This is a genomic window from Pseudoxanthomonas sp. SGT-18 (assembly GCF_003931645.1).
Lineage (GTDB): Bacteria > Pseudomonadota > Gammaproteobacteria > Xanthomonadales > Xanthomonadaceae > Pseudoxanthomonas.
Genome location: NZ_RRYJ01000003.1, coordinates 166,888 through 193,408, shown reverse-complemented (window position 1 = coordinate 193,408; position 26,521 = coordinate 166,888). Strand labels below are relative to the sequence as shown.

The following is a 26,521-nucleotide window of genomic DNA, read 5'->3' as shown; positions in this document are numbered from 1 at the left end:
GAGCCAGTCACTCCGCACTGGTGATGTTGTGGGTACGGCGCGCGCTGGCGCGGGCGCGGGCATTGCCGTTGTCGCGCACCTGGTAGGCCTCGCCCTCCAGCGGGGCGCTTGCGCGCTGCTGGCGGCGCTTGCGGTACATCACGTAGGCCAGCACGCCGGCACCGACCACGGCGGCAGCGGCGGCCACGGCCACGGGATTGCGGCGGACCACGGTGGCGGCGGCACGGGTGCCGGCGCGTGCGGCGCCCAGGGCGGCACCGGCCTTGAGCCATTGCTCGGCGCCGACGCCGGCGTGGCGCAGGCCCGAACCCGCCTGGCGGCCCGCGCTGCGCAGGCCGGCGCCGGCCTGCTCGGCCAGTTCCAGCGCCCGGTCGGTGATGATGGTGAGCTTGCTCATGGCGATCCCTTCTTTCAGGAATGGGGAGACGGGGCCCAGTGTGGGCGGGCACCCGTGCAAGATACGTCAGGGCCCGCGGCCGGGCCGCGCAGGTTCCGGCCGCAACCGCTGCATGTTCATGCGACGGACAGCCGCCCGGCCCAGGCGGCCTGCGGCGCGCCGCCGCGGTTGCGGCTGGCCCGCCAGGCCAGCGACACCAGCAGGCAGTGATGGCGATGCGACCCACTCGTACACCGTGCCCTGCTGCACCGCGCCCGGTTCCAGCGTGCGTGGCCGTCGAAGCCGGACATCATGCGGAAGGCAAGCTTGCCGCCCCGGTGGCTGCCGATCGACAGCCCGCCGCTGCGCGGCACGGCCAGCGCCAGGCCAGGGCCAGGCAAGCACCGGAGAGGCCAGCAGTAACTGGCCATGCGCCATGCTCGCCCGGCAGCCATGCCGCGCACCGTCGTGGCTGCCGGCGACGTAGGCCTTACGTCCCCCGCGGTTTGGCCCGGTGGGTGGCAGTCGCCGACCACGGATCATCCGGCCACGGATGCTTGGGATACCGCCCCTTCATCTCCTTGCGCACTTCCGGATAGGTGTTGTCCCAGAAGCTGCGCAGGTCGCCGGTGACCTGCAGCGGCTTGCCGCCGGGAGAGAGCAGGTGCAGCAGCAGCGGCACGCGGCCGTCGGCGATGCGCGGGGTGTCGGCCAGGCCGAACAGCTCCTGCAGCTTGACCGCCAGCACCGGCGGGCGCGGCGTGCCATCCGGCTCCAGCGCGTATTCGATCGGCCGGTCCATGCCCGAGGGCACGGTAATGCGTACCGGGGCCAGGCGGTCCACCTGCTGGCGCAGGTTCCAGTCCAGCGGCGACCTAAGCGCCTCGCCCAGTTCCTGCTCGGACAGCGCGTCCAGCCGGGTCTTGCCGGCGAAGGCCGGGCGCAGCCAGGCGTCGACGCTGGCCAGCAGGGCCTCGTCGGTGAGGTCGGGCAGCCCCAGTTCCGGCATCCAGCCGCGCAGGCAGGCCACGCGCGCCTGCCACTGGCGCAGGCCTTCGGTCCACGGCAAGGCCTCCAGGCCCAGTTCGCGCACGGCGTTGGTCAGCGCCTGCGCGGCTTGTTCCGGATCCACCCGGCCGGCGGGGCGGCTGTCGAGCACGATGCGGTCGAAGCGCGATTCGCGGCGGGCGACCAGGGCGCGGCGCTCGGCATCCCAGACCGCGCCTTCCTCCTCGACGAAGCGGTCGGAAAAGTCGGCGCGCAGGCGGGCCTCGTCCACCGGCGCGGCGCGCAGCAGCAGGGCGTCGCCGCGCGGCTCGAAGCGCAGCTCGGTGGCCACCAGCCAGGGCTCGCCGCGCAGGGCGCTGTCCTCGAACAGGCGGGCCATGCGGCCGTTGGCCAGCTGGTAGCGCAGCGGATCGGCCGGATGCCGGGCGGCAATGCGGTCGGGGAAGGCATGGCCCAGCAGGTCGCCCAGCTCGTGGGCCTCGATCTCCGCCGGCGGCGTGGACTCGCAGCGCAGGCGCCGGCGCCACTGGCGGGCGGCGGCATCGATCGCCGCCAGCGCGGAACGGCTGGCATCGGCCGGCATGCGTCCACCGCGGAACGCGGCCAGCGCGCGCCAGCGTTCGGCCAGCGCGTCGCTGCGGCTGCGCAGCGGGTCGCGCGCCTCCAGCAGGGCGGCCAGGTCCGCGGCCAGGGCCTGTTCGCGCGCGCCGCGCGCGGCCAGGAGCATCGCCGCCAGTCGTGGATGGGTGCCCAGTTCCAGCATCTTCCGGCCGGCCGCGGTAATGGATCCGCCCTCCAGCGCGCCGAGCCGCTGCAGCAGCTCGCGCGCCGAGGCCAGCGCACCGGGCGGCGGCGGATCGACGAAGCGCAGCTCGTCGCTGCCCCAGGCGGCCAGTTCCAGCGCCAGCCCGGCCAGTTCGACCTGGGCCATCTCCGGCCGCCGCTGCGCCTCCAGCCGCTGCGACTGCGGCCACAGCCGCCAGGCCACGCCGGGGGCGACGCGCCCGGCACGGCCGGCGCGCTGGTCGGCCGATGCCTGGGAGATCGGGACCGCCTCCAGCCGCGAGAAGCCGCTGACCGGATCGAAGCGCGGTTCGCGCGCCAGGCCGGAGTCGATCACCACCCGCACCCCGGGCAGGGTCACCGAGGACTCGGCCACGTTGGTCGCCAGCACCACCCGGCGACGGCCGTCGGGCGCCGGCTGCAGCACGCGCGACTGCTGCTCCACCGGCAGTTCGCCATGCAGGGCCTGTACTTCCACGTCGGCCGGCAGGGAGGCGGCATCCAGTGCCGTGCCGACCCGCGCGATCTCGCGCTGCCCGGGCAGGAACACCAGCACGTCGCCCGGATGCTGGGCCAGGGCCTGCTCGACCGCGCGCCGCGCCTGCGCCTCCAGCGACTCGTCGCGGCGCGCGGGGAAGTGGCTGACCTCAACCGGAAAGGAACGGCCCTCGCTGGACAGGCGCGGCGCATCGAGGAAGCGCGCCAGGCGCTCGCCGTCCAGGGTCGCGGACATCACCACGATGCGCAGGTCCTCGCGCAGCTGCGCCTGCACGTCCAGGGCCAGGGCCAGGCCCAGGTCGGCCGACAGGTGGCGCTCGTGGAACTCGTCGAACAGCAGGGCGCCGATGCCTTCCAGCAGCGGGTCGTCCTGGATCATGCGGGTGAGGATGCCTTCGGTGACGACCTCGATCCGGGTGCGCGCGGACACCTTGTTCTCGAAGCGGATGCGGTAGCCGACCGTGCCGCCCACCTCCTCGCCCAGCTGCCGGGCCATGAACCCGGCGGCGCTGCGCGCGGCCACCCGGCGCGGCTCCAGCATCACGATCTTCCGCCCCTCCAGCCAGGGCGCAGCAAGCAGGGCCAGCGGCACCTGGGTGGTCTTGCCGGCGCCGGGCGGTGCCTCGAGGACCAGGCGTGGCTGCACGGCAAGGCTGTCCCGGATCGCGGGCAGCAGCGGGGTGATGGGGAATTCCATGGGCCGGCGTTCGAAGCCGCGCCATGCGACGCGGCCGTGCTGGGTCTCGTTGGGAACCGGGGCGCATTATCGGCGATGCACGGGCCCGGCCGTGGTGCCCGGCTAGAATGCGGGCCCACCGCGAATCGCAAGACCGCTCCATGCACCTGATCGACATCGGCGCCAACCTGACCCACGAAAGCTTCGAGCGCGACCTGGACGCGGTGCTGCAGCGCGCGCGCGAGGCCGGGGTGGTGCAGATGGTGGTGACCGGCGCCAGCCGCGAGCACAACCCGCTGGCGCTGGAACTGGCGCGGCGCCATCCGGGCGTGCTCTACGCCACCGCCGGGGTGCATCCGCACCACGCCACCGAGTACACCGCCGAATGCGACGCCGAGCTGCGCGCGCTGCATGCGCACGCGGAGGTGGTGGCGGTCGGCGAATGCGGGCTGGACTACTTCCGCGACTTCTCCCCGCGGCCGGCGCAGCGCAAGGCGTTCGAACAGCAGCTGCAGATCGCCGCCGACCTGGCCGCGGCCGGCAATCCCAAGCCGCTGTTCCTGCACCAGCGCGACGCCCACGCGGACTTCATGGCGGTGATGAAGCAGTTCGACGGCCGCCACGGCCCGGCGGTGGTGCACTGCTTCACCGGCACGCGCGAGGAGCTGTTCGACTACCTGGACCAGGACTGGTACATCGGCATCACCGGCTGGTTATGCGACGAGCGCCGCGGCCAGCACCTGCGCGAGCTGGTGAAGAACATCCCGGCCAACCGCCTGATGGTGGAGACCGACGCGCCCTACCTGCTGCCGCGCACGCTCAGGCCCATGCCGAAGGACCGCCGCAACGAGCCGTCCTTCCTCCCGCACATCGTCGAGGAACTGGCGCGCGACCGCGGCGAGGATCCGGCGACCACCGCCGCCAGCAGCACCGCGGCGGCGCGCGCTTTCTTCCGCCTGCCCGGCTGAGCGCGGCCGCCCGGGCGGCCGCGCCCGCAATCTTGCGGGTCAGCCCTGCGGCGCCGCCCCGTGCATCGCCCTGATCGTGTCGCAGGTCTGCTTCAACTCCTCGGGCGAGGCATTGGCGAAGGCCTCGCGTGCCTCGTCGATGCCGGCGTCGAAGATCGCATCGAACTGCGCGGCGCCCATGTGGCCCCGCTCGACGGTGAGCTGTTTCTGCTGCTCGCGCATCCGTGCACGCTCGGCATCGTCGTACTGGAGGCCGCAGAACTCCGGCGCCACGTACAAGGCTGCGCCCGCGCGCACCATGTTGCGGTGCTGCTCGGCCCCGGGGTCGTCCAGCGACGCTGCCCCGTCGCCGGCCGCTGGTTGGGCGGCATCGGCGGAGCCCGGGTCGGGCGCGGGCTGTTCGCGGTTGCAGGCGCCGGCGGCCAGCAGGATGGCCAGCGCAAGCGCACCGGATTTCAGCTCGAGGTTCTTCATGCAGCCTCCCAGGGCTTGGTGGTGAAGGCGGGCCGGATCGGCGGACCCGGCGGATGGAACGGGCCGGGGGCGGGCAGGCGACAGGTGCACGATCCGGCCGGCCTCACTGGCCGCCGGCCCCGGACGGATCGGCGGGCAACAGGCCGCGGCCAAGGCTGAAGGACTGCAGTTCCAGGTTGCAGCCGCTGCCATCCAGCGACTTCGACTGCAGGGGGATGGCGCCGAGGTAATGGTCCAGCGGCATTCCGTTGCAGCCGCGCAGGTCCAGCGGAAGCAGCCCGATACCCCAGCCGGTACCACCGCTCCACATGCATACCTCCTGGCGGTCGGACTGCCAGCGCACGCAGTCCTGGCCGCCCACCTGGCCGCTTCCGTCCCTGCGCCAGCCGATCGAGGTGGCCAGGGCCTCGTCCGCGGCCAGCTGCTCTCCATCCAGCGGTAGGAAGCGCCGGTCATCCGGGTGCGCTTCGTACTCCAGCAGCTCCTCGTGCAGGCGCGGGTGGCACACCGCCTCGTGCGCCGGAAGCGCTTCGTCCACACCCAGGGTCCACATGGTCTGGCGCACGCGCTGGCGCCGCGCGTCGACCATGATCTCCACCCGTCCGGTACCGAGCCGGGCGCGTTCCTCCGCCGCGAGCGGCGTGCCGGCCAGCCGGCCTCCGCGCACGCGGCCATGCGCCCGTCGTAATCGTGCTGTTGCGGGTTGCGGCCGGCCACCAGGTGTTCCCAGGCCAGCACGACGTGCAGCGCGGGCAGCCTGGCGCGCGCATCGGCGGCAGGGTCCATGACGGCGCTGGCCTGCGAAGCGGTGTCCACGCCTGGATCGCCACCGGCGGTTTCCCCGCAGCCGGCCGCGCGTGCGGACAGCAGGATGACGCCACAGCACGCGGCGCTGGGGTTCAAGTCGTCGCTCCAGGCGTCGGCGGTGGGGACATCGTTCCTCCATCGGGCCGCAGGAAGGGGACACCGATAGCAGGAAGGCCGTTAACGTTCCGCAAGCCGCGCCGCGCGGCGTGACGCCCGTCGCGGATATGCACGCCGCCGTGGGGGCGTCGGCACACGGCGCAACGCCGCGCGCCGCCCCAGGCTCAGCCGCCGCGCAGCCGCTGGTAGGCCTGCAGGTTTACCCACGCGGCCTGCAGCAGCGGCGCCTGCAGGCCATGTGTCCGGGCGCGCCGCCACATGTCGCCGACGATATGCGCGGCTTCCACCTGGCGTCCGCCTTCCAGGTCGCGCAGCATCGAGGCCTTCACGTCCGAGCCTTCCTGCACGAGGCTGGCGCGGGCAATCCCGCGCGCCTTTTCCGGCACCGGCTGGCCTTCGGCGGCGGCCACGGCAAGGCATTCGTCGTGCAGCGCGGCCATGAGCTCGGCGCCGCCTTCCCCGGCGACGATATCGCCCACGCTGGCGCGCACCAGGCAGGTGCCGGCAGCGAGCGCGGCGAGGAAGCTGAACTTGATCCACTGTTCCTGGCCGATGTCGGCGCTGGCGCGGTGGTCGATGCCGGCCTGCGCGCACAGCGCGGCAAAGGCCTCGACGCGCGCGCTGCTGCCGCCATCGCGCTCGCCGAAGGTGATCGAGGCCGGTCGGCCCAGGTGCAGGATCGAACCGTCCTCGCCCAGGGTCGCGCTGATGAAGCACAGGCCGCCGAGCACGTTGCCGCGGCCGAAGCGCGCGTCCAGCGCCGGGTAGTGCTGCAGGCCGTTGAGGATCGGCATCAGCGTGGTGCCCGGGACCATCGCCGGTGCCACCGCCTCGATCGCGCTGTCGAGGTCGTAGGCCTTGCACGACAGCAGCACCAGGTCGAACGGCTGGCGCGCGACCGCGGCCGGCAGCTCCTCCACGGTAAGCGTGGCCACCTGCAGGTCGGCATCGCCCAGCGGGCTGCGGATGCGCAGGCCGCGTTCGCGCAGCAGCGCGGCGCGGGCAGGGCGCACCAGGAAGGTGACGTCTCCGCCGCCCTGGGCCAGGCGTCCGCCGAAGTAACCGCCGGTGCCGCCGGCGCCGAGCACGAGCACGCGCATGGCCTCAGCTCCTCAGGCCCACGCCCCGGCGCAGCAGCACCAGCGAGATCGCCGACAGTACCGCGACGAACGCGAGCATCAGCGCATAGGCCACCCACAGCGGCACGTCGGTGCTGCCGAGCAGGCCGTAGCGGAATGCGTTGACCATGTAGAAGATCGGGTTGGCGTGGGTGGCCGCCTCGGCCCAGGGCGGCAGCAGCTTGACCGAATAGAACACGCCGCCCAGGTAGGTCAGCGGGGTGAGGATGAAGGTCGGGACGATGGCGATGTCGTCGAACTTGCGCGCGTAGACCGCGTTGACGAAGCCGGCCAGCGAGAAGATGGTCGCGCCCAGCAGCACCGTGCTCAGGGTGACCAGCGGATGCGGGATGCGCACCTTGGTGAAGCACATGGCGATCAGCAGCACGATCGCGCCGACCATCAGGCCGCGCAGCACCGCGCCGGCCACGTAGCCGCCGAGGATCACCCAGTTGGGCATCGGGCTGACCAGCAGCTCCTCGACGTGGCGGCCGAACTTGGCGCCGAAGAACGAGGAGGAGATGTTGCCGTAGCTGTTCTGGATCACGCTCATCATCACCAGGCCGGGGACGATGAACTCCATGTAGCTGTAGCCGCCCATGTCGCCGATCCGCGAGCCGATCAGGCCGCCGAAGATCAGGAAGTACAGGGTCATGGTGATCGCCGGCGGCACCAGGGTCTGGCCCCAGATGCGCAGGATGCGGTTGACCTCGCGGCGGACGATGGTGCCCAGCGCCACCCAGTTGGCGGCGCGCGGCGATCTGGATGCCAGCGGCGTGCTGCTCATGCGGCCTCCTTCTGGCCGGTGAGCCGCACGAACAGCTCCTCCAGGCGGTTGCTCTTGGTGCGCATCGAGCGGATGCGGATGCCGGCCGCGTCGAACGCGGCGAACACGCGGTTGAGGTCCATGGCGCGGGGCATGTCCAGGTCCAGGGTGTGGGCGTCCAGCGCCACGAGGGTGGTGCCCTCGATCTCCGGCAGCCGGGCCGGCAGCTCGCCGTCGATGTCGAACAGGAAGCCTTCCACGTCCAGCTTGGCCAGCAGCGCGCGCATCGGCCCCTGCTCGACGATGGTGCCGCGGTCGATGATGGCGAGGTTGCGGCACAGGCTCTCCGCTTCCTCCAGGTAGTGCGTGGTGAGGATGATGGTGGTGCCGGCGGCGTTGATCTCGCGCAGCACGCGCCACATGTCGCGGCGGATCTCGATGTCCACGCCGGCGGTGGGCTCGTCCAGGATCAGCAGCCGCGGCCGGGTCATCATCGCCCGCGCGATCATCAGCCGGCGTTTCATGCCGCCGGACAGGGTGCGGCTCATCACCCGCGCCTTGTCCCATAGGTGGGCGCGGCGCAGCTCCTGCTCGGCCAGCGGGCCGGCCTCCTCGCGCGGGATGCCGTAGAACCCGGCGTAGTTGACCAGGATGTCGTACGGCTGCTCGAACAGGTTGAAGTTGATTTCCTGCGGCACCAGGCCGACCAGGCGCATGGCCTCGCTGCGGCGCGAGACCAGGTCGGTGCCGAACACCTCGACGCTGCCGCTGGTCGGGTTGACCAGCGAGCTGACGATGCCGATCAGGGTCGACTTGCCGGCGCCGTTGGGGCCGAGCAGGGCGAAGAAGTCGCCCGGCGCCACGTCCAGGGAGACGCCCTTGAGCGCCTCCACGCCGTTGCCGTAGGTCTTGCGCAGTTCGCGTACGCGCAGCGCCGGAGCCGCTGCCTCGGGAGAGTGTGGGGTCATGAGGCCTTTCGCGCCTGGAAGGCGCTTGCACGGAGCTGCGGCTATTATAGGTCGCAGCCGGGAAGCCGCCCGGCACACACTGTCCCGAAACGAATACCGTGCCCGTCCAGTTCCCGCTCCGCCTCGTCGAGCGCCGCATGCTCGCGCCCACCATCGGCCACTACGTGCTGGCACGCGACGATGGCCAACCGCTGGACTTCGTGCCCGGCCAGTTCATCCAGATCCACTTCGATTACGCCGATGGCACGCCGGCGCGGCGCAGCTACTCCCTGGCCACCATCCACGACCACGCGATGGGCCCGGGCGAGGCGGTGGAGATCGCGGTCAGCCACGTCCCCGGCGGCGCGGCCACCGCGCTGTTCGAGGCCCTGGAGATCGGCGGGCGGGTGAACGCCAGCGGGCCCTACGGTCGCTTCTGCCTGATGCCCGGCGACCGCAACGCGCGCTACCTGCTGATCGGCACCGGCACCGGCGTGACCCCGTACCGTTCGATGCTGCCGGTGCTGGCCGGGCTGATCGCCGAGCGCGGCATCGATGTGGTGCTGCTGGCCGGCGCGCGCACGCCCGGCGAGCTGCTGTACGCCGACGACTTCCGCGCGTTCGCCGACGCGCACCCGCAGTTCCGCTACGTGCCCTGCCTGTCGCGCGAGCTGCCCGGGACGGGTTCCCCGCATGCGCATGCGGACGTGCGCCACGGCTACGTGCAGCAGCAGCTGCCGGAGTTCGTCCCGGATCCGGCGCGCGACATCGCCTACCTGTGCGGCAACCCGGAGATGGTGGACGCGACCTTCGAGGCGCTGAAGGGCATGGGGTTCGGGGCGGCGCAGATCCGCCGGGAGAAGTACGTCAGCAACAAATGATGCCGCGGGTGCCCATGTGCGGCCCTGCCGCCGGCGCCTGCACGCTGCTGTAAAGGGTGCTTGACAGGCCCGGGGGACGGCCCTATCGTCCACCTGTCAAGCACGCTTTACAGGGAGTGGACATGCCCGGCAGGAAGCACATCGGCGGCATCGGATTCCCCGGCATCGGCCTGGCTTTCGTCGGCGCCGGCATCGCCGGGGCCGCTTCGAAGGAGGGCGTTGTTTCCGCCTTCGCCAGCGCACTGCGGAGCAGGGCCCCATGGACGCACTGAAACCCGCGGTTGGTTGGCTGCTCGGCGGGATCGTCGCCATCGCGCTCGGCCTGGCGGCCAAGCCGCTGCTGCCGGAGCGCATCGCCGACATCGCCTCGGTGATGCTGGTCAGCATCGGCGTCGGTTCGCTGGCCAGCGGCCTGATCCGCTGGCGCCTGCCGGCCCTGTACGAGGCGGCTCCGGCCGACCTGCGCCGGCGCTACACCCGGGAAATCCTGCTGGCGATGGCTGCGTACATGGTCATGGTGGTGGCCACCGTGTCCGTGCTCAGGGACGGTGGGCCGGAAGGCCCGCTGCGGGCACTGGTCGCGCTGCTGCCGGTGCCGCCCATCGCCTTCGTGCTGCGCGCGATGGTGCGCTACATCCGCGACGCGGACGAGATGCAGCAGCGCATCGAGCTGGAAGCGGTGAGCATCGCCACGACGCTGGTTGCGCTGCTGTACATGTCTGGCGGCTTCCTCCAGGCCGCGAAGGTCATCGATCTGCCCGCCGCGGCCGTGATGATCTGGGTGTTCCCGTTGCTGTGCGCCACCTACGGCGTGGCCAAGTTCCTGGTCATGCGCCGCTACCAGTGACCGGTACCGGGCGATGAAGAACCACCTGCGTACGCTGCGCGAGGAACGGGGCTGGTCCCAGGGCGAACTGGCCGAGCGCCTGGAGGTGTCCCGGCAGACGGTCAACGCCCTGGAGACCGGCAAGTACGACCCCAGCCTGCCGCTGGCGTTCCGCATCGCGCGGCTGTTCGGGCGCCGGATCGAGGACGTGTTCATCCCCGACGAGGCCTGAGCGCCGCATCCCTTCCACCCTTCGTTGAACGGGCCCATCCCATGAAGACCCGCAAGACACTGATCCCGCTCGCCGCCGCCACCGCGCTCGCGCTCGCCGGCCGCGGCGGCGGCGCCACCCCGGCCCCGCCGCAGGACGACAACCGCTACGGCGAACTGGTGTTCGAGCCGTGCACCCTGGCCGGCGGCGTGGCCGGCCGCAGCGTGCAGGCGCGTTGCACCCGCTACGAGGTGCCCGAGGACCCGGACGATGCCGGCAGCCGCCGGATCGCGCTCAACATCGCCTGGCTGCCGCCCACCGAGGACGGCGCCGATGCCGCGGACCCGGTGTTCTTCCTCGCCGGTGGCCCGGGACAGTCGGCGCTGCAGGTGTGGCCGCTGCTGGATCCGGCCTTTGCCGAGGTGCGCCGGCAGCGGCACGTCGTGCTGGTGGACCAGCGCGGCACCGGCGGTTCCAACCTCCTGCAATGCGAGCGTGGCTCGCTGGACGGGCTGGATCCGCGCGACACCGAGGCCGCCTTCGCCGCCGTGGTCGGGCTGGCGCGCGAATGCGCGGCGCAGGTCGCCGACCGCGCCGACCCGCGCTTCTACACCACCACCGCGGCGGTGGCCGACCTGGAGGCGGTGCGCCGTGCCATCGGCGCCGAGCAGGTCAACCTGGTCGGCGCGTCCTACGGCACCCGGGTGGCGCAGCACTACGCCCGCCGCCATCCGCAGCACGTGCGCAGCATCGTGCTCGACGGCGTGGCGCCCAACGACCTGGTGGTCGGCGGCGAATTCGCGCGCACCTTCGAGGACGCGCTGGCGCTGCAGGCCGGGCGCTGCCGCGAGCTGCCGGCATGCGCGGAGCGCTTCCCGCAGGATCCGCAGGCGCAGCTGCGGCAGCTGGTCGGGCGCCTGGAGCAGGCGCCGGTGGAGGTCGAGTACCGCGATCCGGCCAGCGGCGAGAGCCTCAAGGGCCGGGTCGACGCCGGCACCGTCACCGGGCTGGCCTTCATGTTCTCGTACATGCCGCAGACCGCGGCGCTGCTGCCGCTGGTGCTGGACGAGGCCGCGCACGGGCGCTACGCGCCGCTGAAGTCGCTGTCGGAGCTGATGGCGCGCGGCACCGCCCAGCAGATGGCGGTCGGCATGCAGTGGTCGGTGATCTGCGCCGAGGACGCCGACCGCCAGCACGAGGCGGCCGCCAGCGCCGAAGGCACCCTGCTGGGACCGCAGGTGGCGCGCATGTTCTTCGCCGCCTGCGAGGCCTGGCCGCACGGCACGCGCCCGGACGACTTCACCGCGCCGCTGCAGTCCGGGGTCCCGGCGCTGCTGCTGTCCGGCGAGATGGACCCGGTCACCCCGCCGCGCTACGCCGAGCGCGTGCTGCAGGGCCTGCCCAACGGCCGCCACCTGGTGCTGCAGGGCCAGGGCCACGGCACCCTGGGCCTGGGCTGCATGCCGCGCCTGCTCGGGCAGTTCATCGAAAGCGCCGACGCCAAGGCCCTGGATGCGTCCTGCCTGGCGAGCATGAGTTACGTCCCCCCTTTCACCAGCTTCAACGGATGGGAGCCCTGATGCGCCACGACCACCACCACGGAGTTCAGCGATGATCGTCGCCCGAGACCTCCACAAGAGCTTCAGGACCCGCACCGGCACGGTGCAGGCCGTGTCCGGCGTGGGCTTCGAGGCCCGCGACGGCCAGATCACCGGCCTGCTCGGCCCCAACGGCGCCGGCAAGACCACCACCCTGCGCATGCTCTACACGCTGATGCGCCCGGACCGCGGCCAGATCGAGGTCGACGGGATCGACCCGGCGCGCGACCCGATGGCGGTGCGCCGCGCCCTGGGCGTGCTGCCGGACGCGCGCGGCATCTACAAGCGCCTGACCGCGCGCGAGAACATCGCCTACTTCGCGCGCCTGCACGGCATGTCCGCCGCACGCACCGCCGAGCGCATCGCCACGCTGTCGGCGGCGCTGGACATGGACGACATCCTCGACCGCCAGACCGAGGGCTTCTCCCAGGGCCAGCGCACCAAGACCGCGATCGCCCGCGCCCTGGTGCACGACCCGCGCAACGTGATCCTGGACGAGCCGACCAATGGCCTGGACGTGATGACCACCCGCGCCATGCGCCAGTTCCTGTTCCGCCTGCGCGACGAGGGCCGCTGCGTGATCTTCTCCAGCCACATCATGCAGGAGGTGGCGGCGCTGTGTGACCGCATCGTCATCATCGCCAAGGGCCAGGTGGTCGCCTCCGGCACCGCCGACGAGCTGCGCGCGCAGACCGGCGAAGCGAGCCTGGAAGATGCTTTCGTCAAGGTGATCGGTTCCGGGGAGGGCCTGCAGGCATGAACGCGCTGACCACCATGTGGATCGTGATGTGCAAGGAACTGCGCGACATCCTGCGCGACCGCCGCACCCTGGTGCTGACCCTGGTGATGGGACCGCTGCTGTTCCCGGCGATCATGCTGGGCATGGGCGCGCTGACCGAGAAGAAGCTGCGCACCCAGAGCGAGAAGGAGCTGGAGGTGCCCACCATCGGCCTGGAGCGCGCACCGAACCTGGTGGCGTTCCTCGCCACCCAGGGCATCCGCGCGGTGCCGGCGCCGGAGGACCTGGAGCAGGCCATCCGCGAGCAGCGGGTTGAGGTGGGCATGCACATCCCCGAGGAGTTCGCCGCGGACTGGCGCGCCGGCCGCCCCGCGCTGGTGGAGGTGCTGGTGGATACCACCCAGCGCGACTCGGCCATCCCCGCCAGCCGCGTGCAGGGCGCGCTGCGCGCCTACGGCGCCCAGGTCGGCGCCTTGCGCCTGCTGGCGCGCGGCGTGGATGCCTCGGTGGCGCAGGCGCTCAACCCGGGCACCCGCGACGTGGCCACCGACGCCGCCAGGCGCGGCCGGGTGCTGGCCTTCATCCTGCCGTACTTCATGATCCTCACCGGCTTCCTCGGCGGCATGGCCCTGGTGCTGGACGCCACCGCCGGCGAACGCGAGCGGCAGTCGCTGGAACCGCTGCTGGCCACCCCGGCCGCGCGCGGGGCGATCGTCAGCGGCAAGATCGCGGCCGCCTGCATCCTCGGCCTGGCCACGCTGCTGCTGTCGCTGCTGGCGCTGAAGTCCTCCGCGCTGATGGCCACCGGCATCACCCGGCAGATGGACGTGTCGATGCTGGCGATCGCCAAGATGCTGTTCGTGCTGCTGCCGATCCTGCTGGTCGGCACCTCGCTGCTGACCCTGCTGGCGGCCTCGGCCAAGAGCCTGAAGGAGGCGCAGAGCCACATCACCTGGCTGATGCTGCTGCCGATGATCCCCAGCCTGGTGCTGATGGCCAACCCGGTGAAGACCGAGGCCTGGCAGTTCGCGGTGCCGTTCCTGGCGCAGAACCAGATGCTGCTGCGGATCATCCGCGCCGAGACGGTGAGTCCGCGGGAGTGGGCGATCTACCTCGGCTGCAGCCTGGGCCTGGCCCTGCTGCTGTGGGGCGCGGCGGTGCTGCGCTACCGCCAGGAGAAGCTGGCGATCTCCACCTGAGGCACCGCCATCCACCGGCGGAAACGGAAAAGGCCCGGCGCTTGCCGGGCCTTTCCTTTGGCCTTGTCCCGGGCGCTTACTCGTTCGGGGTGAAGGCCAGGGTGCGGCGGGTGGTGACCGGAGCATCGATCGGCTCGTACTTCCAGCGGCGCACCGCGTTCATCGCCTCGCGGTCGAAGACGCGCGGCGGGTTGGAACGCACCACGCGCACGTCGGTGACCTCGCCACTGGTGCCGACGGTGAACTCCACCAGCACCTCGCCGGAGGTGCCGGCGCGCAGGGCGTCGGGCGGGTAGCGCGGAGCCGGCATGCTGATCGGGCGCAGCGGACGCGGCGCCGGGGCCTGCTGGGTGGTCGCCGGGCGCGACTGCTGCTGCGCGGCGGCCTGGCGGGCGGCGGCTTCGCGCTGCTCGGCCTCGCGGCGGGCGGCGGCCTCGCGCTCGGCGGCCAGGCGCGCGGCTTCCTGCTGTTCGGCCAGCCGGCGCGCCGCCTCGGCCTCGGCGGCCTGCTGCTGGGCGATGCGCTGGCGCTCGGCGACCTGGCGCGCCTCGGCCTCGGCGCGGGCGCGGGCCGCTTCGGCCTCGCTGCGCTTGGCCACGGCCTGCTGGCCGCTGGAGATGCTCTGGCGGATGCGCGGCAGCGCCGGGTTGCCGGCATCGGCCTTCTCGATCAGCCCGACCAGGCGCTGGGCCTCGTCAAACTGCTCGCGGTTCACCGCCTGCTCGGCGGCGATCACGGTGTACGGCATAAGGTCGGTCAGCGCGCTGGCGACGGTGGCGTCGTCGGGCAGCTTGTCGCGCAGGGCCAGGTAGTACTCCATCGCGTTGTCGCCGGCCGGGGCATACATGCGGTTCTCGCGCAGGGCCCGGGTGGCCAGCTCGCGCAATTCCTCCGCGCCCATCCCCTGGACCTTGGCGGCCACCGCCGGCGCCGGCGCGGCCTCGGCCCCGGCCTGGGCGGAAGGAGCCCCGGCGCTGGCGCCGGCGGCGGTTTCTTCCTGCTTGGAACATGCACCGAGTGCGGCGGCCAGCAGCAGGCAGGCCACGAACCGCGAACCCGGCGGAATCGTCAAGGTCATCTGTACTCCCCCGTGGTGGAACCCGTTTGACTACGGAATACGGCTCCCCGTATCGCGCCGTACGTCCCCGATTGTCAACCGCGCGTCGGCCGCGCACAAGCGTTCGTCGGCCGCGCCGGCGCGCCTACTTGCCGATGCAGAAGCTGGAGAAGATGTGGCCCAGCAGTTCGTCGGCGGTGAGGCGGCCGGTGAGGCCGCCCAGCGCGTCGTGGGCCAGGCGCAGCTGTTCGGCGGCCAGCTCCAGCTGCCCGGCCTCCAGCTCCAGGGCCGCGGCGTCCACCGCCTGCAGGGTACGGCGCAGCGCCTCCAGGTGGCGGGCGCGCGCGCTGAACTCGCCCTCGGCCGCCTCCGGCGCACCGCTGGCGGCCAGCCGCCGCAGGGCCGCGTGCAACCCGTCCAGGCCCTGTCCGGTCAGCGCCGACACGTACAGCGCCCCGTCGCCGGCCGGCGGCGCCGGCAGCAGGTCGGCCTTGTTGTGGATCCACAGCTTCAGCGGCACCTCGCGCGCCACTTCCTCCAGCAGCGCGCGGTCCGGCTCCGGGTCGCGCGCGTCGAGCACCAGCAGGGCCAGGTCGGCGCGCGCGACCTCGGCGCGGGCGCGGCGCATGCCCTCGCGCTCGATCGCGTCGCCGCCCTCGCGCAGGCCGGCGGTATCGGCCAGCACCAGTTCCAGGCCGTCGATCCGCACCACTTCGCGCAGCACGTCGCGGGTGGTGCCGGCGACGTCGGCCACGATCGCGCGGGCGTCGCCGGCCAGGGCGTTGAGCAGCGAGCTCTTGCCGGCGTTGGGCCGGCCTAGCAGCACCGCGTGCAGGCCGTCGCGCAGGCGGCGGCCGCGCTCGGCCCGCTGCAGCAGCTGCTCCAGCGCGGCGCGCAGCCGCTGCAGGCCGGCGGCCACCTGGGGCAGGCCCAGGGTCTCGATTGGCTCGTCGACGAAGTCGATTGCCGCCTCCACGTGGATCCGCAGCCGCAGCAGCTCGGCGGCGATGTCCTCGGCCTGGCGCGAGAACGCGCCTTCCAGCGAACGCCGCGCGGCGCGCGCGGCGCGCAGGTCGGAAGCGGCGATCAGGTCGGCGATGGCCTCGGCCTGGACCAGGTCGAGCTTGCCGTTGAGGAAGGCGCGCTCGCTGAACTCGCCCGGCCGCGCCTGGCGCGCGCCCAGCTCGCGGCAACGCTCGACCAGGCGCTGCAGCAGCACCGGGCTGCCATGCGCCTGCAGCTCGGCCACGTCCTCGCCGGTGAAGCTGTGCGGGCCGGGGAAGGCAAGCACGATGCCGTCGTCGATCACCGCGCCGTCGGCCTCGCGGAAGAACGCGCGCAGGGCGCGGCGCGGCGCCGGCTCGCGCCCGCACAGGGCGGCGGCGATGGCCAGCGCGCGCGGCCCGGACAGGCGCACGATGCCCACGCCCCCGGCGCCGGGGGCGGTGGCGATGGCGGCGATGGTGTCGGACGCGGTCATGGCGGTCGCAAACGGGACGGGGCGTCCGCATTCTCCCGCGGCGCAGGCGGCGGACAAAGGAAACCCGCCTGGCGGCGGGTTCCCTGGAAGCTTACTTGGCGGCCTTGGGCGCCGGCTCGCCGTGGCGCTTCATCATCCACCACTGCTGCAGCAGGCCCAGCGCGCCGTTGGTCACCCAGTACAGGACCAGGCCGGCGGGGAAGAAGGCCATCATCACGCCGAACACCAGCGGCATGAACTGCATCATCTTCTGCTGCATTGGATCCATGCCGGCGGCCGGCTGCAGCTTCTGGGTGAACCACATCACCGCGACGTTGATCACCGGCAGGATGAAGAGCGGATCGCGCGCGGTCAGGTCCTGGATCCACAGGATCCACGGCGCGTGGCGCAGCTCCACCGACTCCACCAGCACCCAGTACAGCGCCAGGAACACCGGCATCTGCACCAGGATCGGCAGGCAGCCGCCCATCGGGTTGATCTTCTCCTTCTTGTACAGCTCCATCATCGCCATCTGGAACTTCTGGCGGTCCTCGCCATAGCGCTCCTTCAGCTGCTGGATGCGCGGCTGGAACTTGCGCATCTTGGCGAAGCTCTTGTACTGGGCGGCCGACAGCGGATACATCAGCGCCTTGACCACCACCACCAGGCCGATGATGGCCCAGCCCCAGTTGCCGAACAGGTCGTACAGGTGGCTCAGCACCCAGAACAGGCCTTCGCCGAGCAGGGCGAGGATGGTGAACTGGCTGTAGTCCACCGCGCGTTCCAGGCCGGGCACGCCCTGGGCGCGGATCTGCGACACAAGCTTCGGACCGACGTACAGGCGCGCCTCGGCGGTGGCGGAGCTGCCCGGGGCGACCACCAGCGGGTTGGCCACCTCGCGCACCAGCGCGCGGTCGCCCACCTTGTCCAGCGAGATCGTGCCCGCCGCCTGCTGGCCGGCCGGCAGCCAGGCGCTGAAGAAGTGGTGCTGCAGCATCGCCACCCAGCCGTTGCTGGCCTGCAGGTTGAGCTTGCCGTCCTCCAGGTAGTCCTCGTCGAACTTGCGGCGGTCGTAGCTGCCGTCGTACCAGGCGGCGCCGTTGAAGCTGAAGGACTCGGGGCTGGTGTAGCCGCGCTCGATCACCGGCGGCTTGCGCACCAGCTGGCGGTAGACCTGGCCTTGCCACGGCGCGCTGCCGGCATTGACCACCTCGTCGCGCACGGTCACCGCGTAGTCGCCGCGCGACAGCACGTAGGTGCGGCGGATCTGCACGCCGTTGTCGCCCTGCCACAGGAACGGCACCTCGACCGTGTCCGCGCCCTCGGCCAGCGCGTACTCGCGCTGCGCCTCGGCCGGGACGAAGCCGGACAGGTGGGTGGGGGCGCCGCCGCTGGCGCTGACCCAGCCGCTCTGCGCCGCATAGAAATGCGTCGGGTCGGCGTCGAACAGGCGCACCGGGGTGCCATCGCCGGTGCGGCTGCGCGGGAACTGCAGCAGGTCGGCCTGGACCACGCTGCCGCCGTCCAGCACCAGGCGCAGCACGTCGCTGCTCACGGTGACCCGCTGCGCGGACGCCGCCGCCGGGGTGGCGGCCACGGCCGGGGCCGGCGCGGTGGCGGCCGGGACCGAACCGTCGGCCGGGACCGCGGCCACCGGCTGCGGCACCGCCTCCTCGGCCACGGCGGTGGTGGGGGCGGACGCGGAGGCCGGCGGTGCGGCCTGCTCCTTGCCCCATTCCATCCACAGCAGGACGGCCACCATCAGCCAGGCGAGGATCAGGAATACGCGGGTCTGGTTCATCAGGGCAGGCAGGCTCAGCCGGAGGGAAGGTCCGGCAAGGAATCGGAGGGAGAAGCGGAAGGAGGAGGCGCCGGCATTGTGCCGCCGCGGGCCGGGCCCGGCAATGCGCCGGCCTTGCGCAGCAGGCGCTGGAACGCCTGCCGGAGCTGCCCGTTGCCGGCGCGCGCCGCGCCCGGACGGGCCACGACCACGTAATCGCCGGGCGCCAGATGCAGGCGCAGGTGGCGGAAGTCGTCCCGCAGCACGCGCTTGATCCGGTTGCGGCCGACCGCGCGCGGATCGACCTTGCGCGACACCGCCAGGCCCAGGCGCGGCTCGCCGTCGCCGGGCAACCAGTGCAGGCCGAGCAGGGCGTCGCCGAGGCGACGGCCGCCCTCGAACACGCGGGAATACTCCACGCGCGAACGGACCCGGGCGCTGCGAGGGAATCGCGCGCGCGGGTCCGTGGTCATCTCGCGGAAGATCGCAGCGGCCCGGGGTCCGGAAGACGGGGCCGCGAGGCGAATCAGGCGCTCAGGCGCTTGCGGCCCTTGGCACGACGACGCGCCAGGACCTTGCGGCCATCGGCGGTCTTCATGCGGGCACGGAAGCCGTGGTCGCGCTTGCGCTTGAGGTTGCTGGGCTGGAAGGTGCGCTTGGTGGCCATGGCGGCACTCGATTCGGTAATGGGGCGAAAGAACCGGAAAGTGTAGGGAGCGCGGGCACTTCGGTCAAGTTCGCGTGCATGCCTCCTGCGCCGGGCCGCGCGCGGCCCTGTGGATGCCCTGTTGATAACAGTGGGAAAAGACGGGCCCGGATGGTAGGCTGGCGCGTCCCGACCCGACCCATGCGGTGGCCCGGCGACGCTTGCGGCGGCGCGGCCACCGCCCGACGAGCTTTGCCTTTCCGATGGATGCCTGGCCCCGCTGTCTGGAACGCCTCGAAGCCGAACTTCCGGCCGAGGACGTCCATACCTGGCTCAAACCCCTGCAGGCCGAGGAGCGCCCCGACAGCGTCGTCCTCTATGCCCCCAATGCCTTCATCGTCGAGCAGGTGCGCGACCGCTACCTGGCGCGCATCCGCGAGCTGGCCCAGCACTTCGCCGGGCACCTGAACGTCTCCCTGGAGATCGGCTCGCGGCCCAAGCCGGCCGAGCCGGTGCCGGCTGCCGCCGCGGTCGCCGGGCCGGCCCCGGCGCGCGCCAGCGCCCCGGCCGAGCCGTTCAACGGCAACCTGGACCCGCACTACACCTTCGAGAACTTCGTCGAGGGCCGCTCCAACCAGCTCGGCCGCGCCGCGGCCTGGCAGGCGGCGCAGAAGCCGGGCGACCGCGCGCACAACCCGCTGCTGCTGTACGGCGGCACCGGCCTGGGCAAGACCCACCTGATGTTCGCCGCCGGCAACGAGATGCGCCGCCTCAACCCGGGCGCGCGCGTGCTGTACCTGCGCTCGGAGCAGTTCTACAACGCCTTCTTCCGCTCGCTGCAGGAGAAGACCGCCGACCAGTTCAAGCGCCAGTTCCAGCAGATCGACGCGCTGCTGATCGACGACATCCAGTTCTTCGCCGGCAAGGACCGCACCCAGGAGGAGTTCTTCCACACCTTCAACGCGCTGTTCGACAGCCGGCAGCAGATCATCATGACCTGCGACCGCTACCCGCGCGAGGTGGACGGCCTGGAGCCGCGGCTGAAGTCGCGCCTGGCCTGGGGCCTGTCGGTGGCGATCGACCCGCCGGACTTCGAGACCCGCGCGGCGATCGTGCTGGCCAAGGCGCGCGAGCGCGGCACCGTGGTGCCGGACGAGGTCGCGTTCCTGCTGGCCAAGAAGATGCGCTCCAACGTGCGCGACCTGGAAGGGGCGCTCAACACCCTGGCCGCGCGCGCCAACTTCACCGGCCGCGCGATCACCGTGGAGTTCGCCCAGGAGACCCTGCGCGACCTGCTGCGCGCCCAGCAGCAGGCGATCGGCATCCCCAACATCCAGAAGACCGTGGCCGACTACTACGGGCTGCAGGTCAAGGACCTGCTGTCCAAGCGCCGCACCCGTTCGCTGGCGCGCCCGCGGCAGGTGGCCATGGCCCTGACCAAGGAACTGACCGAGCACTCGCTGCCGGAGATCGGCGACGCCTTCGCCGGCCGCGACCACACCACCGTGCTGCACGCCTGCCGCCAGATCCGCACCCTGATGGAGACCGACGGCAAGCTGCGCGAGGACTGGGACAAGCTGATCCGCAAGCTCAGCGAGTGATCCGTCCGCGGCCGGCGGCTGCGGTGGACCGAGCTGGGGTAAATTGGGCGGAAAACGGGGGCAGGCTGGGGATAACCCGGGGACAGAATCCAACCCCCAAAACCATCCACAGCTTGTCCCGGATCGCCCGGAGACTTTCCCGCAAGGTTTGTCCTCCAGGAAAAGTTTTCAAAAACAACGGGTTGCTATAGTTTTCCACAGGCTTCGGCGCCCTCCAGCACCACCGCTTTCAGATTTATTCCACATCTCTTTAAAAGCGTAGAGGCACGGAATCCCATGCGTTTCACTCTCCAGCGCGAAGCCCTGCTCAAGCCTTTGGCCCAGGTCGTCAACGTGGTCGAACGGCGGCAGACCCTGCCGGTTCTCGCCAACTTCCTGGTCCAGGTGCAGGACGGGCAGCTCTCGCTGACCGGTACCGACCTGGAGGTCGAGATGATTGCCCGTGCCGCGGTGGAAGACGCGGTGGACGGCGAGATCACGATCCCGGCGCGGAAGCTGTTCGAGATCGTGCGTGCCCTGCCGGACGGCAGCCGGGTGACCATCAGCCTCTCGGGCGAGAAGGTCACGGTGCAGGCAGGACGCAGCCGCTTCTCGCTGGCCACGCTCCCGGCCAACGACTTCCCCTCGGTCGACGAGGTCGAAGCCACCGAACGCATCAGTGTTCCGGAAGCGGCGCTCAAGGAACTGATCGAGCGCACCGCCTTCGCCATGGCCCAGCAGGACGTGCGCTACTACCTCAATGGCCTGCTGTTCGACCTGCGCGAGCAGATCCTGCGCTGCGTGGCCACCGACGGCCACCGCCTGGCCCTGTGCGAAGCGCCGCTGGAGCAGCCGGTGGGCACCAAGCGCCAGATCATCGTCCCGCGCAAGGGCGTGACCGAGCTGCAGCGCCTGCTGGAAGGCGGCGACCGCACCCTGGAACTGGAAATCGGTCGCAGCCACATCCGGGTGAAGCGCGACGATGTCAGCTTCACCTCCAAGCTGATCGATGGCCGCTTCCCGGATTACGAGGCGGTGATTCCGATTGGCGCGGAGAAGGAGGTCAAGGTCGACCGCGAGGTCATCCGTGCCGCCCTGCAGCGCGCCGCGATCCTGTCCAACGAGAAGTACCGCGGCGTGCGCGTGGAGATCTCGCCCGGACTGCTGCGCATCAACGCGCACAATCCGGAGCAGGAAGAGGCCCAGGAAGAGGTCGAGGCGGAGACCAAGGTCGACGGCCTGGCGATCGGCTTCAACGTGAACTACCTGCTGGATGCGCTGGGCGCGCTGCGCGATGAGCACATCGTGCTGGCCCTGCGCGATGCCAACTCCTCGGCGCTGGTGCGCGAGGCCGGCAGCGACCGTTGCCGCCACGTGGTCATGCCGCTGCGCCTCTGACCGTGGAAACCGCCGTGTTCCACGTGGAACCTGTACGACGCCCGGCCGATGCCGGGCGTCTTGCATTGGGAAATCCGGTGCCATGCGGGTAACCCGGCTGCAGCTGCGCGATTTCCGCCGCTTTGGCGAGGCCGGGCTGGAGCCGGGCCCCGGCCTGAATCTGGTGCTGGGCGCCAACGGCGCCGGCAAGACCACGGTGCTGGAAGCCCTGCACCTGATGGCCTATGGCCGCAGCTTCCGTGGCCGGGTGCGTGATGGCCTGGTCCGCCACGAGGCGGAGGCGCTGGAAGTATTTGTGGAATGGGAGCAGGCCGACGCGGTCGGCGTGCCCGCGCTGCGCCGCGCCGGCCTGCGCCATTCCGGCGACGCCTGGACCGGGCGCCTGGATGGCCGCGACGTGCCGCAGCTGGGCGAACTGTGCGCGGCACTGGCCGTGGTGACCTTCGATCCCGGTAGCCACGCCCTGATTTCCGGCGCCGCCGACAACCGCCGGCGTTTCATGGACTGGGGTCTGTTCCACGTGGAACACGACTTCCTCCTGCCGTGGCGGCGCTACGCCCGCGCCCTGCGCCAGCGCAATGCGCTGCTCAAGTCCGGTGGCAGCAATGCCCAGCTGGATGCCTGGGACCACGAGCTGGCCGAGGCAGGGGAGCTCCTGACCGGATTCCGCGAGGGTTACCTGGCCGCGCTGGAACCCCGGCTGCTGGATGTCGCTGCCCGGCTTTCGGCCTCGCTGCCCCTGCAGGGCCTGGAGTTCCAGCCCGGCTGGCGCCGGCACGAGCTGTCGCTGGCCGATGCGCTGTTATTGGGGCGCGACCGCGACCGTGCCCTCGGCTACACCGGCGTCGGCCCGCATCGCGCCGACTGGCGCCTGCGGCTGGCCGGACTGCCGGGCAGGGAAGCGCTGTCGCGCGGGCAGACCAAGCTGGCGGCGCTGGCCATGCTGCTGGCCCAGGCGGCGGATTTCGCGGCCCGGCGCAGGCACTGGCCGGTCATGGCCCTGGACGACCTGCCTTCGGAACTGGACCGCGACCACCAGCACCGGGTGCTGGCCTTCCTCGAGGCCCAACCCGGCGTGCAGGTGCTGGTGACGGCCACCGAACTGCCAGCCGTGCTGGCCGGGCATACCGCGCTGCCCATCCACGTGTTCCACGTGGAACAGGGCCAGATCCGGGCCGGGCAGGGCGGTCCCGGGCCGGGTGGCCCGGCCTGATATAATCGACCGTCACCCCACAGCCACCCGGTCGCCCGCAAGGCGTGCGGCCTGGCTTCCGATTGCGGCGAAGGCATGAGCGAACAGACTCCCAGCTCCACCCCAGGTACTTACGACTCCAGCAAGATCACCGTGCTGCGGGGCCTGGAGGCCGTGCGCAAGCGCCCGGGCATGTACATCGGCGACGTCCATGACGGCACCGGCCTGCACCACATGGTGTTCGAGGTGGTCGACAACTCGATCGACGAGGCCCTGGCCGGCTACGCCAACGACATCGTGGTGCGGATCCTGGAGGACGGCTCGGTGGCCGTCTCCGACAATGGCCGCGGCATCCCGGTCGACATCCACAAGGAGGAGGGGCGTTCGGCGGCGGAGGTGATCCTCACCGTGCTGCATGCCGGCGGCAAGTTCGACGACAACAGCTACAAGGTTTCCGGCGGCCTGCACGGCGTGGGCGTGTCGGTGGTCAACGCCCTGTCCGAACACCTGTGGCTGGACATCTGGCGCGACGGTTTCCACTGGCAGCAGGAATACGCCCTGGGCGAGCCGCTGTACCCGCTCAAGCAGCTGGAGCCTTCGGACAAGCGTGGCACCTGCCTGCGCTTCAAGCCGGCCCAGGAGATCTTCACCGACGTCGAGTTCCACTACGAGGTGCTGGCGCGCCGCCTGCGCGAGCTCTCGTTCCTGAACTCCGGCGTGAAGATCACCCTGGTCGACGAGCGCGGCGAGGGCCGCCAGGACGTGTTCCAGTACGAAGGCGGCATCCGCAGCTTCGTCGAGCACCTGGCCCAGCTGAAGAACCCGCTGCACCCGAACGTGATCTCGGTCAGCGGCGAGCAGAACGGCATCGTGGTGGAAGTCGCCCTGCAGTGGACCGACGCCTACCAGGAAACGATGTTCTGCTTCACCAACAACATCCCGCAGAAGGACGGCGGCACCCACCTGGCCGGCTTCCGCGCCGCGCTGACCCGCACCCTGACCAACTACATCGAGCAGAACGGCCTGGCCAAGCAGGCCAAGGTCAGCTTCTCCGGCGACGACATGCGCGAAGGCATGATCGCGGTGCTGTCGGTGAAGGTGCCCGACCCCAGCTTCTCCAGCCAGACCAAGGAGAAGCTGGTCAGCTCGGAGGTCAAGCCGGCGGTGGAAGCCGTGTTCGGCGCGCGCCTGGAGGAATTCCTGCAGGAGCACCCGCAGGAAGCCCGCGTCATCGTCGAGAAGGTGGTGGACGCCGCCCGCGCCCGCGAGGCTGCGCGCAAGGCGCGCGAACTGACGCGCCGCAAGGGCGCGCTGGACATCGCCGGCCTGCCCGGCAAGCTGGCCGACTGCCAGGAGAAGGATCCCGCGCTATCTGAACTGTTCATCGTGGAGGGTGACTCGGCGGGCGGCTCGGCCAAGCAGGGCCGCAACCGCAAGAACCAGGCCGTGCTGCCGCTGCGCGGCAAGATCCTCAACGTGGAGCGCGCGCGCTTCGACCGGATGCTCTCCAGCGCCGAGGTCGGCACCCTGATCACCGCGCTGGGCACCGGCATCGGCAAGGACGAGTACAACCCCGACAAGCTGCGCTACCACCGCATCATCATCATGACCGACGCGGACGTGGACGGCTCCCACATCCGCACCCTGCTGCTGACGTTCTTCTACCGGCAGATGCCGGAGCTGCTGGAGCGCGGCCACGTCTACATCGGCCTGCCGCCGCTGTACAAGGTCAAGCAGGGCAAGCAGGAGCTGTACCTGAAGGACGACGCGGCGCTGGACGCCTACCTGGCCAGCAGTGCGGTCGACGGCGCCGCACTGGTCCCGGCCGAGGGCGAGCCGCCGATCACCGGCGAGGCGCTGGAGAAGCTGCTGCTGGCCTATTCGGCCGCGCGCGACACCATCCAGCGCAGCGCGCACCGCTTCGACCCGCTGCTGCTGGAGGCGCTGGTCGACTTCGCGCCGCTGGACACCGAGCACCTGGCGCGCAACCCGGAAGGCGCGGCCGAACTCAAGGCGCTGGAAGCGCGCCTCAACCGCGGCAAGCTCGGCACCCCGCGCTTCGGCCTGGAGCTGCTGCCGGCGGCCGAGGACCGCCCGGCCGCGCTGCGCCTGACCCGCCGCCACATGGGCGAGGAAGTGCAGCAGGTGCTGCCGCTGTCGATCTTCGAGAGCGGCGAGCTGCGCCCGCTGCACGATGCGGCGGTGCTGCTGCACGGCCTGGTGCGCGAGGGCGCGCAGGTGATCCGCGGCAACCGCAGCCAGCCGGTGGCCAGCTTCGCCGAGGCCCAGGCCTGGCTGATGGAGGAGGCCAAGAAGGGCCGCCAGATTCAGCGCTTCAAGGGCCTGGGCGAAATGAACCCCGAGCAGCTGTGGGAGACCACGGTCAACCCGGACACCCGCCGCCTGCTGCGCGTGCGCATCGAGGACGCGGTCGCCGCCGACCAGATCTTCAGCACGCTGATGGGCGACGTGGTCGAGCCGCGCCGCGAGTTCATCGAGAACAACGCGCTGAAGGTCGCCAACCTCGATGTCTGAACCGGCCCCGGCGCCGCCGGCGCATGCCGCCGGCGCGGTCCCGACCGCGCGGCTGCCGTGGGTGCTGGGCGCGTTCGCCCTGGACCTGGTGGTGGCGGTGGGCGTGCTGCTGGCCGTGACCTTCGCGGTGATGATGGCCTGGGGCGCCTGGCGCGCCTTCTCCGCCATGCCCGCGCTTGGCGGCAGCGCCGACGCCGCCAGCCTGGCGCGCGCGGTGGGCGAACCCGGCGCGCTGGTGCAGATGCTGGCGGCGATCCTGGGCATGTCCGCGGCGGCGCTGGTGCTGTACTTCTGGCGCCGGCCGGCCACCGCGCACCAGCGCCAGTGGTCGTGGCAGGCGGCGCGCAGTCCGCGCACCTGGGCCCGTGCGCTGGGCGCCGGAGTGCTGGTGTTCGCCGGCAGCTCGCTGGCCAGCTGGCTGATCTCGCTGACCGGTGCCGAACCGGTCCCCTCGAACCTGGCCCTGGTGGACGAGGCCGCGCGGCGCTGGCCGGTGTTCCTGGTGCTGTTCGCCGTGGTCCTGGCCCCGGCCTACGAGGAGCTGCTGTTCCGCCGGGTGCTGTTCGGGCGCTTCCTGGACGCCGGCCGGCCGTGGCTGGGCGTGGTGCTCAGCAGCCTGGCGTTCGCGCTGATGCACGAGGTCCCCGGGGTGAGCGCCAACTCGCCGCTGGCGGTGGCCATGCTGCTGGCGGTGTACAGCGGCATGGGCGCGGTGTTCGCCTGGCTGTACTGGCGCAGCGGCACGCTGTGGGCGCCGATCGCCGCGCATGCGGCCAACAACGGCTTGGCGCTGCTGGTACACGGGCTTGCCTGAGCCGCGTGCTTGACGAAAAGTTAAGCCCCCCGCGAACACACTTTCCCGTGGAACCAGCAAGGGCGGGA

The 26,521-nt window shown here is 71.6% G+C and carries 24 protein-coding genes; 12 read left to right on the top strand and 12 right to left on the bottom strand.

All coding sequences use genetic code 11. From position 1 onward, the window contains the following. Positions 1–7: 7 nt before the first annotated feature. Entirely contained in the window at positions 8–397 is a 390-nt protein-coding gene (locus tag EIM47_RS06300; protein WP_019397364.1) for a hypothetical protein, read from the bottom strand. A gap of 469 nt (positions 398–866) precedes the next feature. Next, on the bottom strand, positions 867–3,362 hold the full coding sequence (gene hrpB, locus EIM47_RS06295) for an ATP-dependent helicase HrpB (RefSeq protein WP_125076424.1): 2,496 nt from the start codon (positions 3,360–3,362) through the stop codon (positions 867–869). Positions 3,363–3,502: 140 nt separating this feature from the next. On the opposite strand from hrpB, the gene EIM47_RS06290 reads away from it, so the two are divergent. Next, complete coding sequence (locus EIM47_RS06290; RefSeq protein ID WP_125076423.1) at positions 3,503–4,309, top strand: TatD family hydrolase; 807 nt, start codon at positions 3,503–3,505, stop codon at positions 4,307–4,309. A gap of 39 nt (positions 4,310–4,348) precedes the next feature. On the opposite strand, the gene EIM47_RS06285 is transcribed toward EIM47_RS06290, so the two are convergent. From EIM47_RS06285 to EIM47_RS06265, 5 genes are all read right to left on the bottom strand, one after another. Continuing rightward, the gene (locus tag EIM47_RS06285) at positions 4,349–4,783 is read right to left on the bottom strand and encodes a hypothetical protein (RefSeq protein WP_125076422.1); all 435 of its coding nucleotides are present in this window, start codon (positions 4,781–4,783) and stop codon (positions 4,349–4,351) included. Between the two features lie 103 nt (positions 4,784–4,886). Further along, the gene (locus tag EIM47_RS06280; protein WP_125076421.1) at positions 4,887–5,450 is read right to left on the bottom strand and encodes a hypothetical protein; all 564 of its coding nucleotides are present in this window, start codon (positions 5,448–5,450) and stop codon (positions 4,887–4,889) included. A gap of 421 nt (positions 5,451–5,871) precedes the next feature. Then, positions 5,872–6,807 carry a 2-dehydropantoate 2-reductase gene (gene panE, locus EIM47_RS06275; protein WP_125076420.1) on the bottom strand — a complete coding sequence of 312 codons (936 nt, stop codon included), beginning with the start codon at positions 6,805–6,807 and terminating at the stop codon, positions 5,872–5,874. 4 nt (positions 6,808–6,811) lie between these two features. Then, positions 6,812–7,612: an ABC transporter permease gene (locus EIM47_RS06270; protein WP_125076419.1), complete on the bottom strand. Its 801-nt coding sequence runs from the start codon at positions 7,610–7,612 to the stop codon at positions 6,812–6,814. Beyond that, the gene (locus EIM47_RS06265) at positions 7,609–8,559 is read right to left on the bottom strand and encodes an ABC transporter ATP-binding protein (protein WP_019397371.1); all 951 of its coding nucleotides are present in this window, start codon (positions 8,557–8,559) and stop codon (positions 7,609–7,611) included. Before EIM47_RS06265 ends, EIM47_RS06270 begins: the two co-directional genes overlap by 4 nt. Positions 8,560–8,657: 98 nt before the next feature. Between EIM47_RS06265 and EIM47_RS06260 the strand changes: the two genes are divergently transcribed. The 6 genes from EIM47_RS06260 to EIM47_RS06235 all read left to right on the top strand — a co-directional run bounded on the left by EIM47_RS06260 (position 8,658) and on the right by EIM47_RS06235 (position 13,992). Beyond that, positions 8,658–9,419 (top strand): ferredoxin--NADP reductase, encoded by a 762-nt coding sequence (locus tag EIM47_RS06260; protein WP_125076418.1) that lies wholly within the window; start codon positions 8,658–8,660, stop codon positions 9,417–9,419. A 259-nt stretch (positions 9,420–9,678) separates the two neighbouring features. Continuing rightward, a complete protein-coding gene (locus tag EIM47_RS06255) occupies positions 9,679–10,266 on the top strand; it encodes a hypothetical protein (protein WP_125076417.1) in 588 nt (195 codons plus the stop codon). Positions 10,267–10,279: 13 nt separating this feature from the next. Further along, on the top strand, positions 10,280–10,477 hold the full coding sequence (locus tag EIM47_RS06250; protein WP_028914282.1) for a helix-turn-helix transcriptional regulator: 198 nt from the start codon (positions 10,280–10,282) through the stop codon (positions 10,475–10,477). Positions 10,478–10,518: 41 nt separating this feature from the next. Further along, a complete protein-coding gene (locus EIM47_RS06245; protein WP_125076416.1) occupies positions 10,519–12,036 on the top strand; it encodes an alpha/beta hydrolase in 1,518 nt (505 codons plus the stop codon). Between the two features lie 31 nt (positions 12,037–12,067). Then, complete coding sequence (locus tag EIM47_RS06240; RefSeq protein WP_028914283.1) at positions 12,068–12,814, top strand: ATP-binding cassette domain-containing protein; 747 nt, start codon at positions 12,068–12,070, stop codon at positions 12,812–12,814. Further along, complete coding sequence (locus EIM47_RS06235; RefSeq protein ID WP_125076415.1) at positions 12,811–13,992, top strand: ABC transporter permease; 1,182 nt, start codon at positions 12,811–12,813, stop codon at positions 13,990–13,992. The genes EIM47_RS06240 and EIM47_RS06235 overlap by 4 nt, the downstream gene beginning before the upstream one ends. A gap of 76 nt (positions 13,993–14,068) precedes the next feature. Here the strand turns inward: EIM47_RS06235 and EIM47_RS06230 are convergent, their stop codons facing one another. From EIM47_RS06230 to rpmH, 5 genes are all read right to left on the bottom strand, one after another. Next, positions 14,069–15,070, bottom strand: a complete 1,002-nt coding sequence (locus EIM47_RS06230; RefSeq protein ID WP_019397379.1) for an energy transducer TonB — start codon at positions 15,068–15,070, stop codon at positions 14,069–14,071. Between the two features lie 124 nt (positions 15,071–15,194). Then, positions 15,195–16,529, bottom strand: coding sequence for a tRNA uridine-5-carboxymethylaminomethyl(34) synthesis GTPase MnmE (mnmE, locus tag EIM47_RS06225; protein ID WP_028914286.1), 1,335 nt, complete (start codon positions 16,527–16,529; stop codon positions 15,195–15,197). A gap of 91 nt (positions 16,530–16,620) precedes the next feature. Next, positions 16,621–18,309 (bottom strand): membrane protein insertase YidC, encoded by a 1,689-nt coding sequence (gene yidC, locus EIM47_RS06220; RefSeq protein WP_019397381.1) that lies wholly within the window; start codon positions 18,307–18,309, stop codon positions 16,621–16,623. Between the two features lie 14 nt (positions 18,310–18,323). Then, entirely contained in the window at positions 18,324–18,761 is a 438-nt protein-coding gene (gene rnpA / locus EIM47_RS06215) for a ribonuclease P protein component (protein ID WP_050992112.1), read from the bottom strand. 53 nt (positions 18,762–18,814) lie between these two features. Then, positions 18,815–18,955: a 50S ribosomal protein L34 gene (gene rpmH, locus EIM47_RS06210; RefSeq protein ID WP_019397383.1), complete on the bottom strand. Its 141-nt coding sequence runs from the start codon at positions 18,953–18,955 to the stop codon at positions 18,815–18,817. Between the two features lie 242 nt (positions 18,956–19,197). Between rpmH and dnaA the strand changes: the two genes are divergently transcribed. The 5 genes from dnaA (at position 19,198) to EIM47_RS06185 (ending at position 26,453) form a co-directional block, all read left to right on the top strand. Next, complete coding sequence (gene dnaA / locus EIM47_RS06205; RefSeq protein ID WP_019397384.1) at positions 19,198–20,535, top strand: chromosomal replication initiator protein DnaA; 1,338 nt, start codon at positions 19,198–19,200, stop codon at positions 20,533–20,535. A 276-nt stretch (positions 20,536–20,811) separates the two neighbouring features. Next, positions 20,812–21,912, top strand: coding sequence for a DNA polymerase III subunit beta (dnaN, locus tag EIM47_RS06200; RefSeq protein ID WP_019397385.1), 1,101 nt, complete (start codon positions 20,812–20,814; stop codon positions 21,910–21,912). 82 nt (positions 21,913–21,994) lie between these two features. Further along, on the top strand, positions 21,995–23,125 hold the full coding sequence (gene recF / locus EIM47_RS06195) for a DNA replication/repair protein RecF (protein ID WP_125076414.1): 1,131 nt from the start codon (positions 21,995–21,997) through the stop codon (positions 23,123–23,125). Positions 23,126–23,200: 75 nt separating this feature from the next. Beyond that, on the top strand, positions 23,201–25,639 hold the full coding sequence (gene gyrB / locus EIM47_RS06190; protein WP_019397387.1) for a DNA topoisomerase (ATP-hydrolyzing) subunit B: 2,439 nt from the start codon (positions 23,201–23,203) through the stop codon (positions 25,637–25,639). Beyond that, positions 25,632–26,453: a type II CAAX endopeptidase family protein gene (locus EIM47_RS06185; RefSeq protein WP_125076413.1), complete on the top strand. Its 822-nt coding sequence runs from the start codon at positions 25,632–25,634 to the stop codon at positions 26,451–26,453. The genes gyrB and EIM47_RS06185 overlap by 8 nt, the downstream gene beginning before the upstream one ends. Positions 26,454–26,521 lie beyond the last annotated feature (68 nt).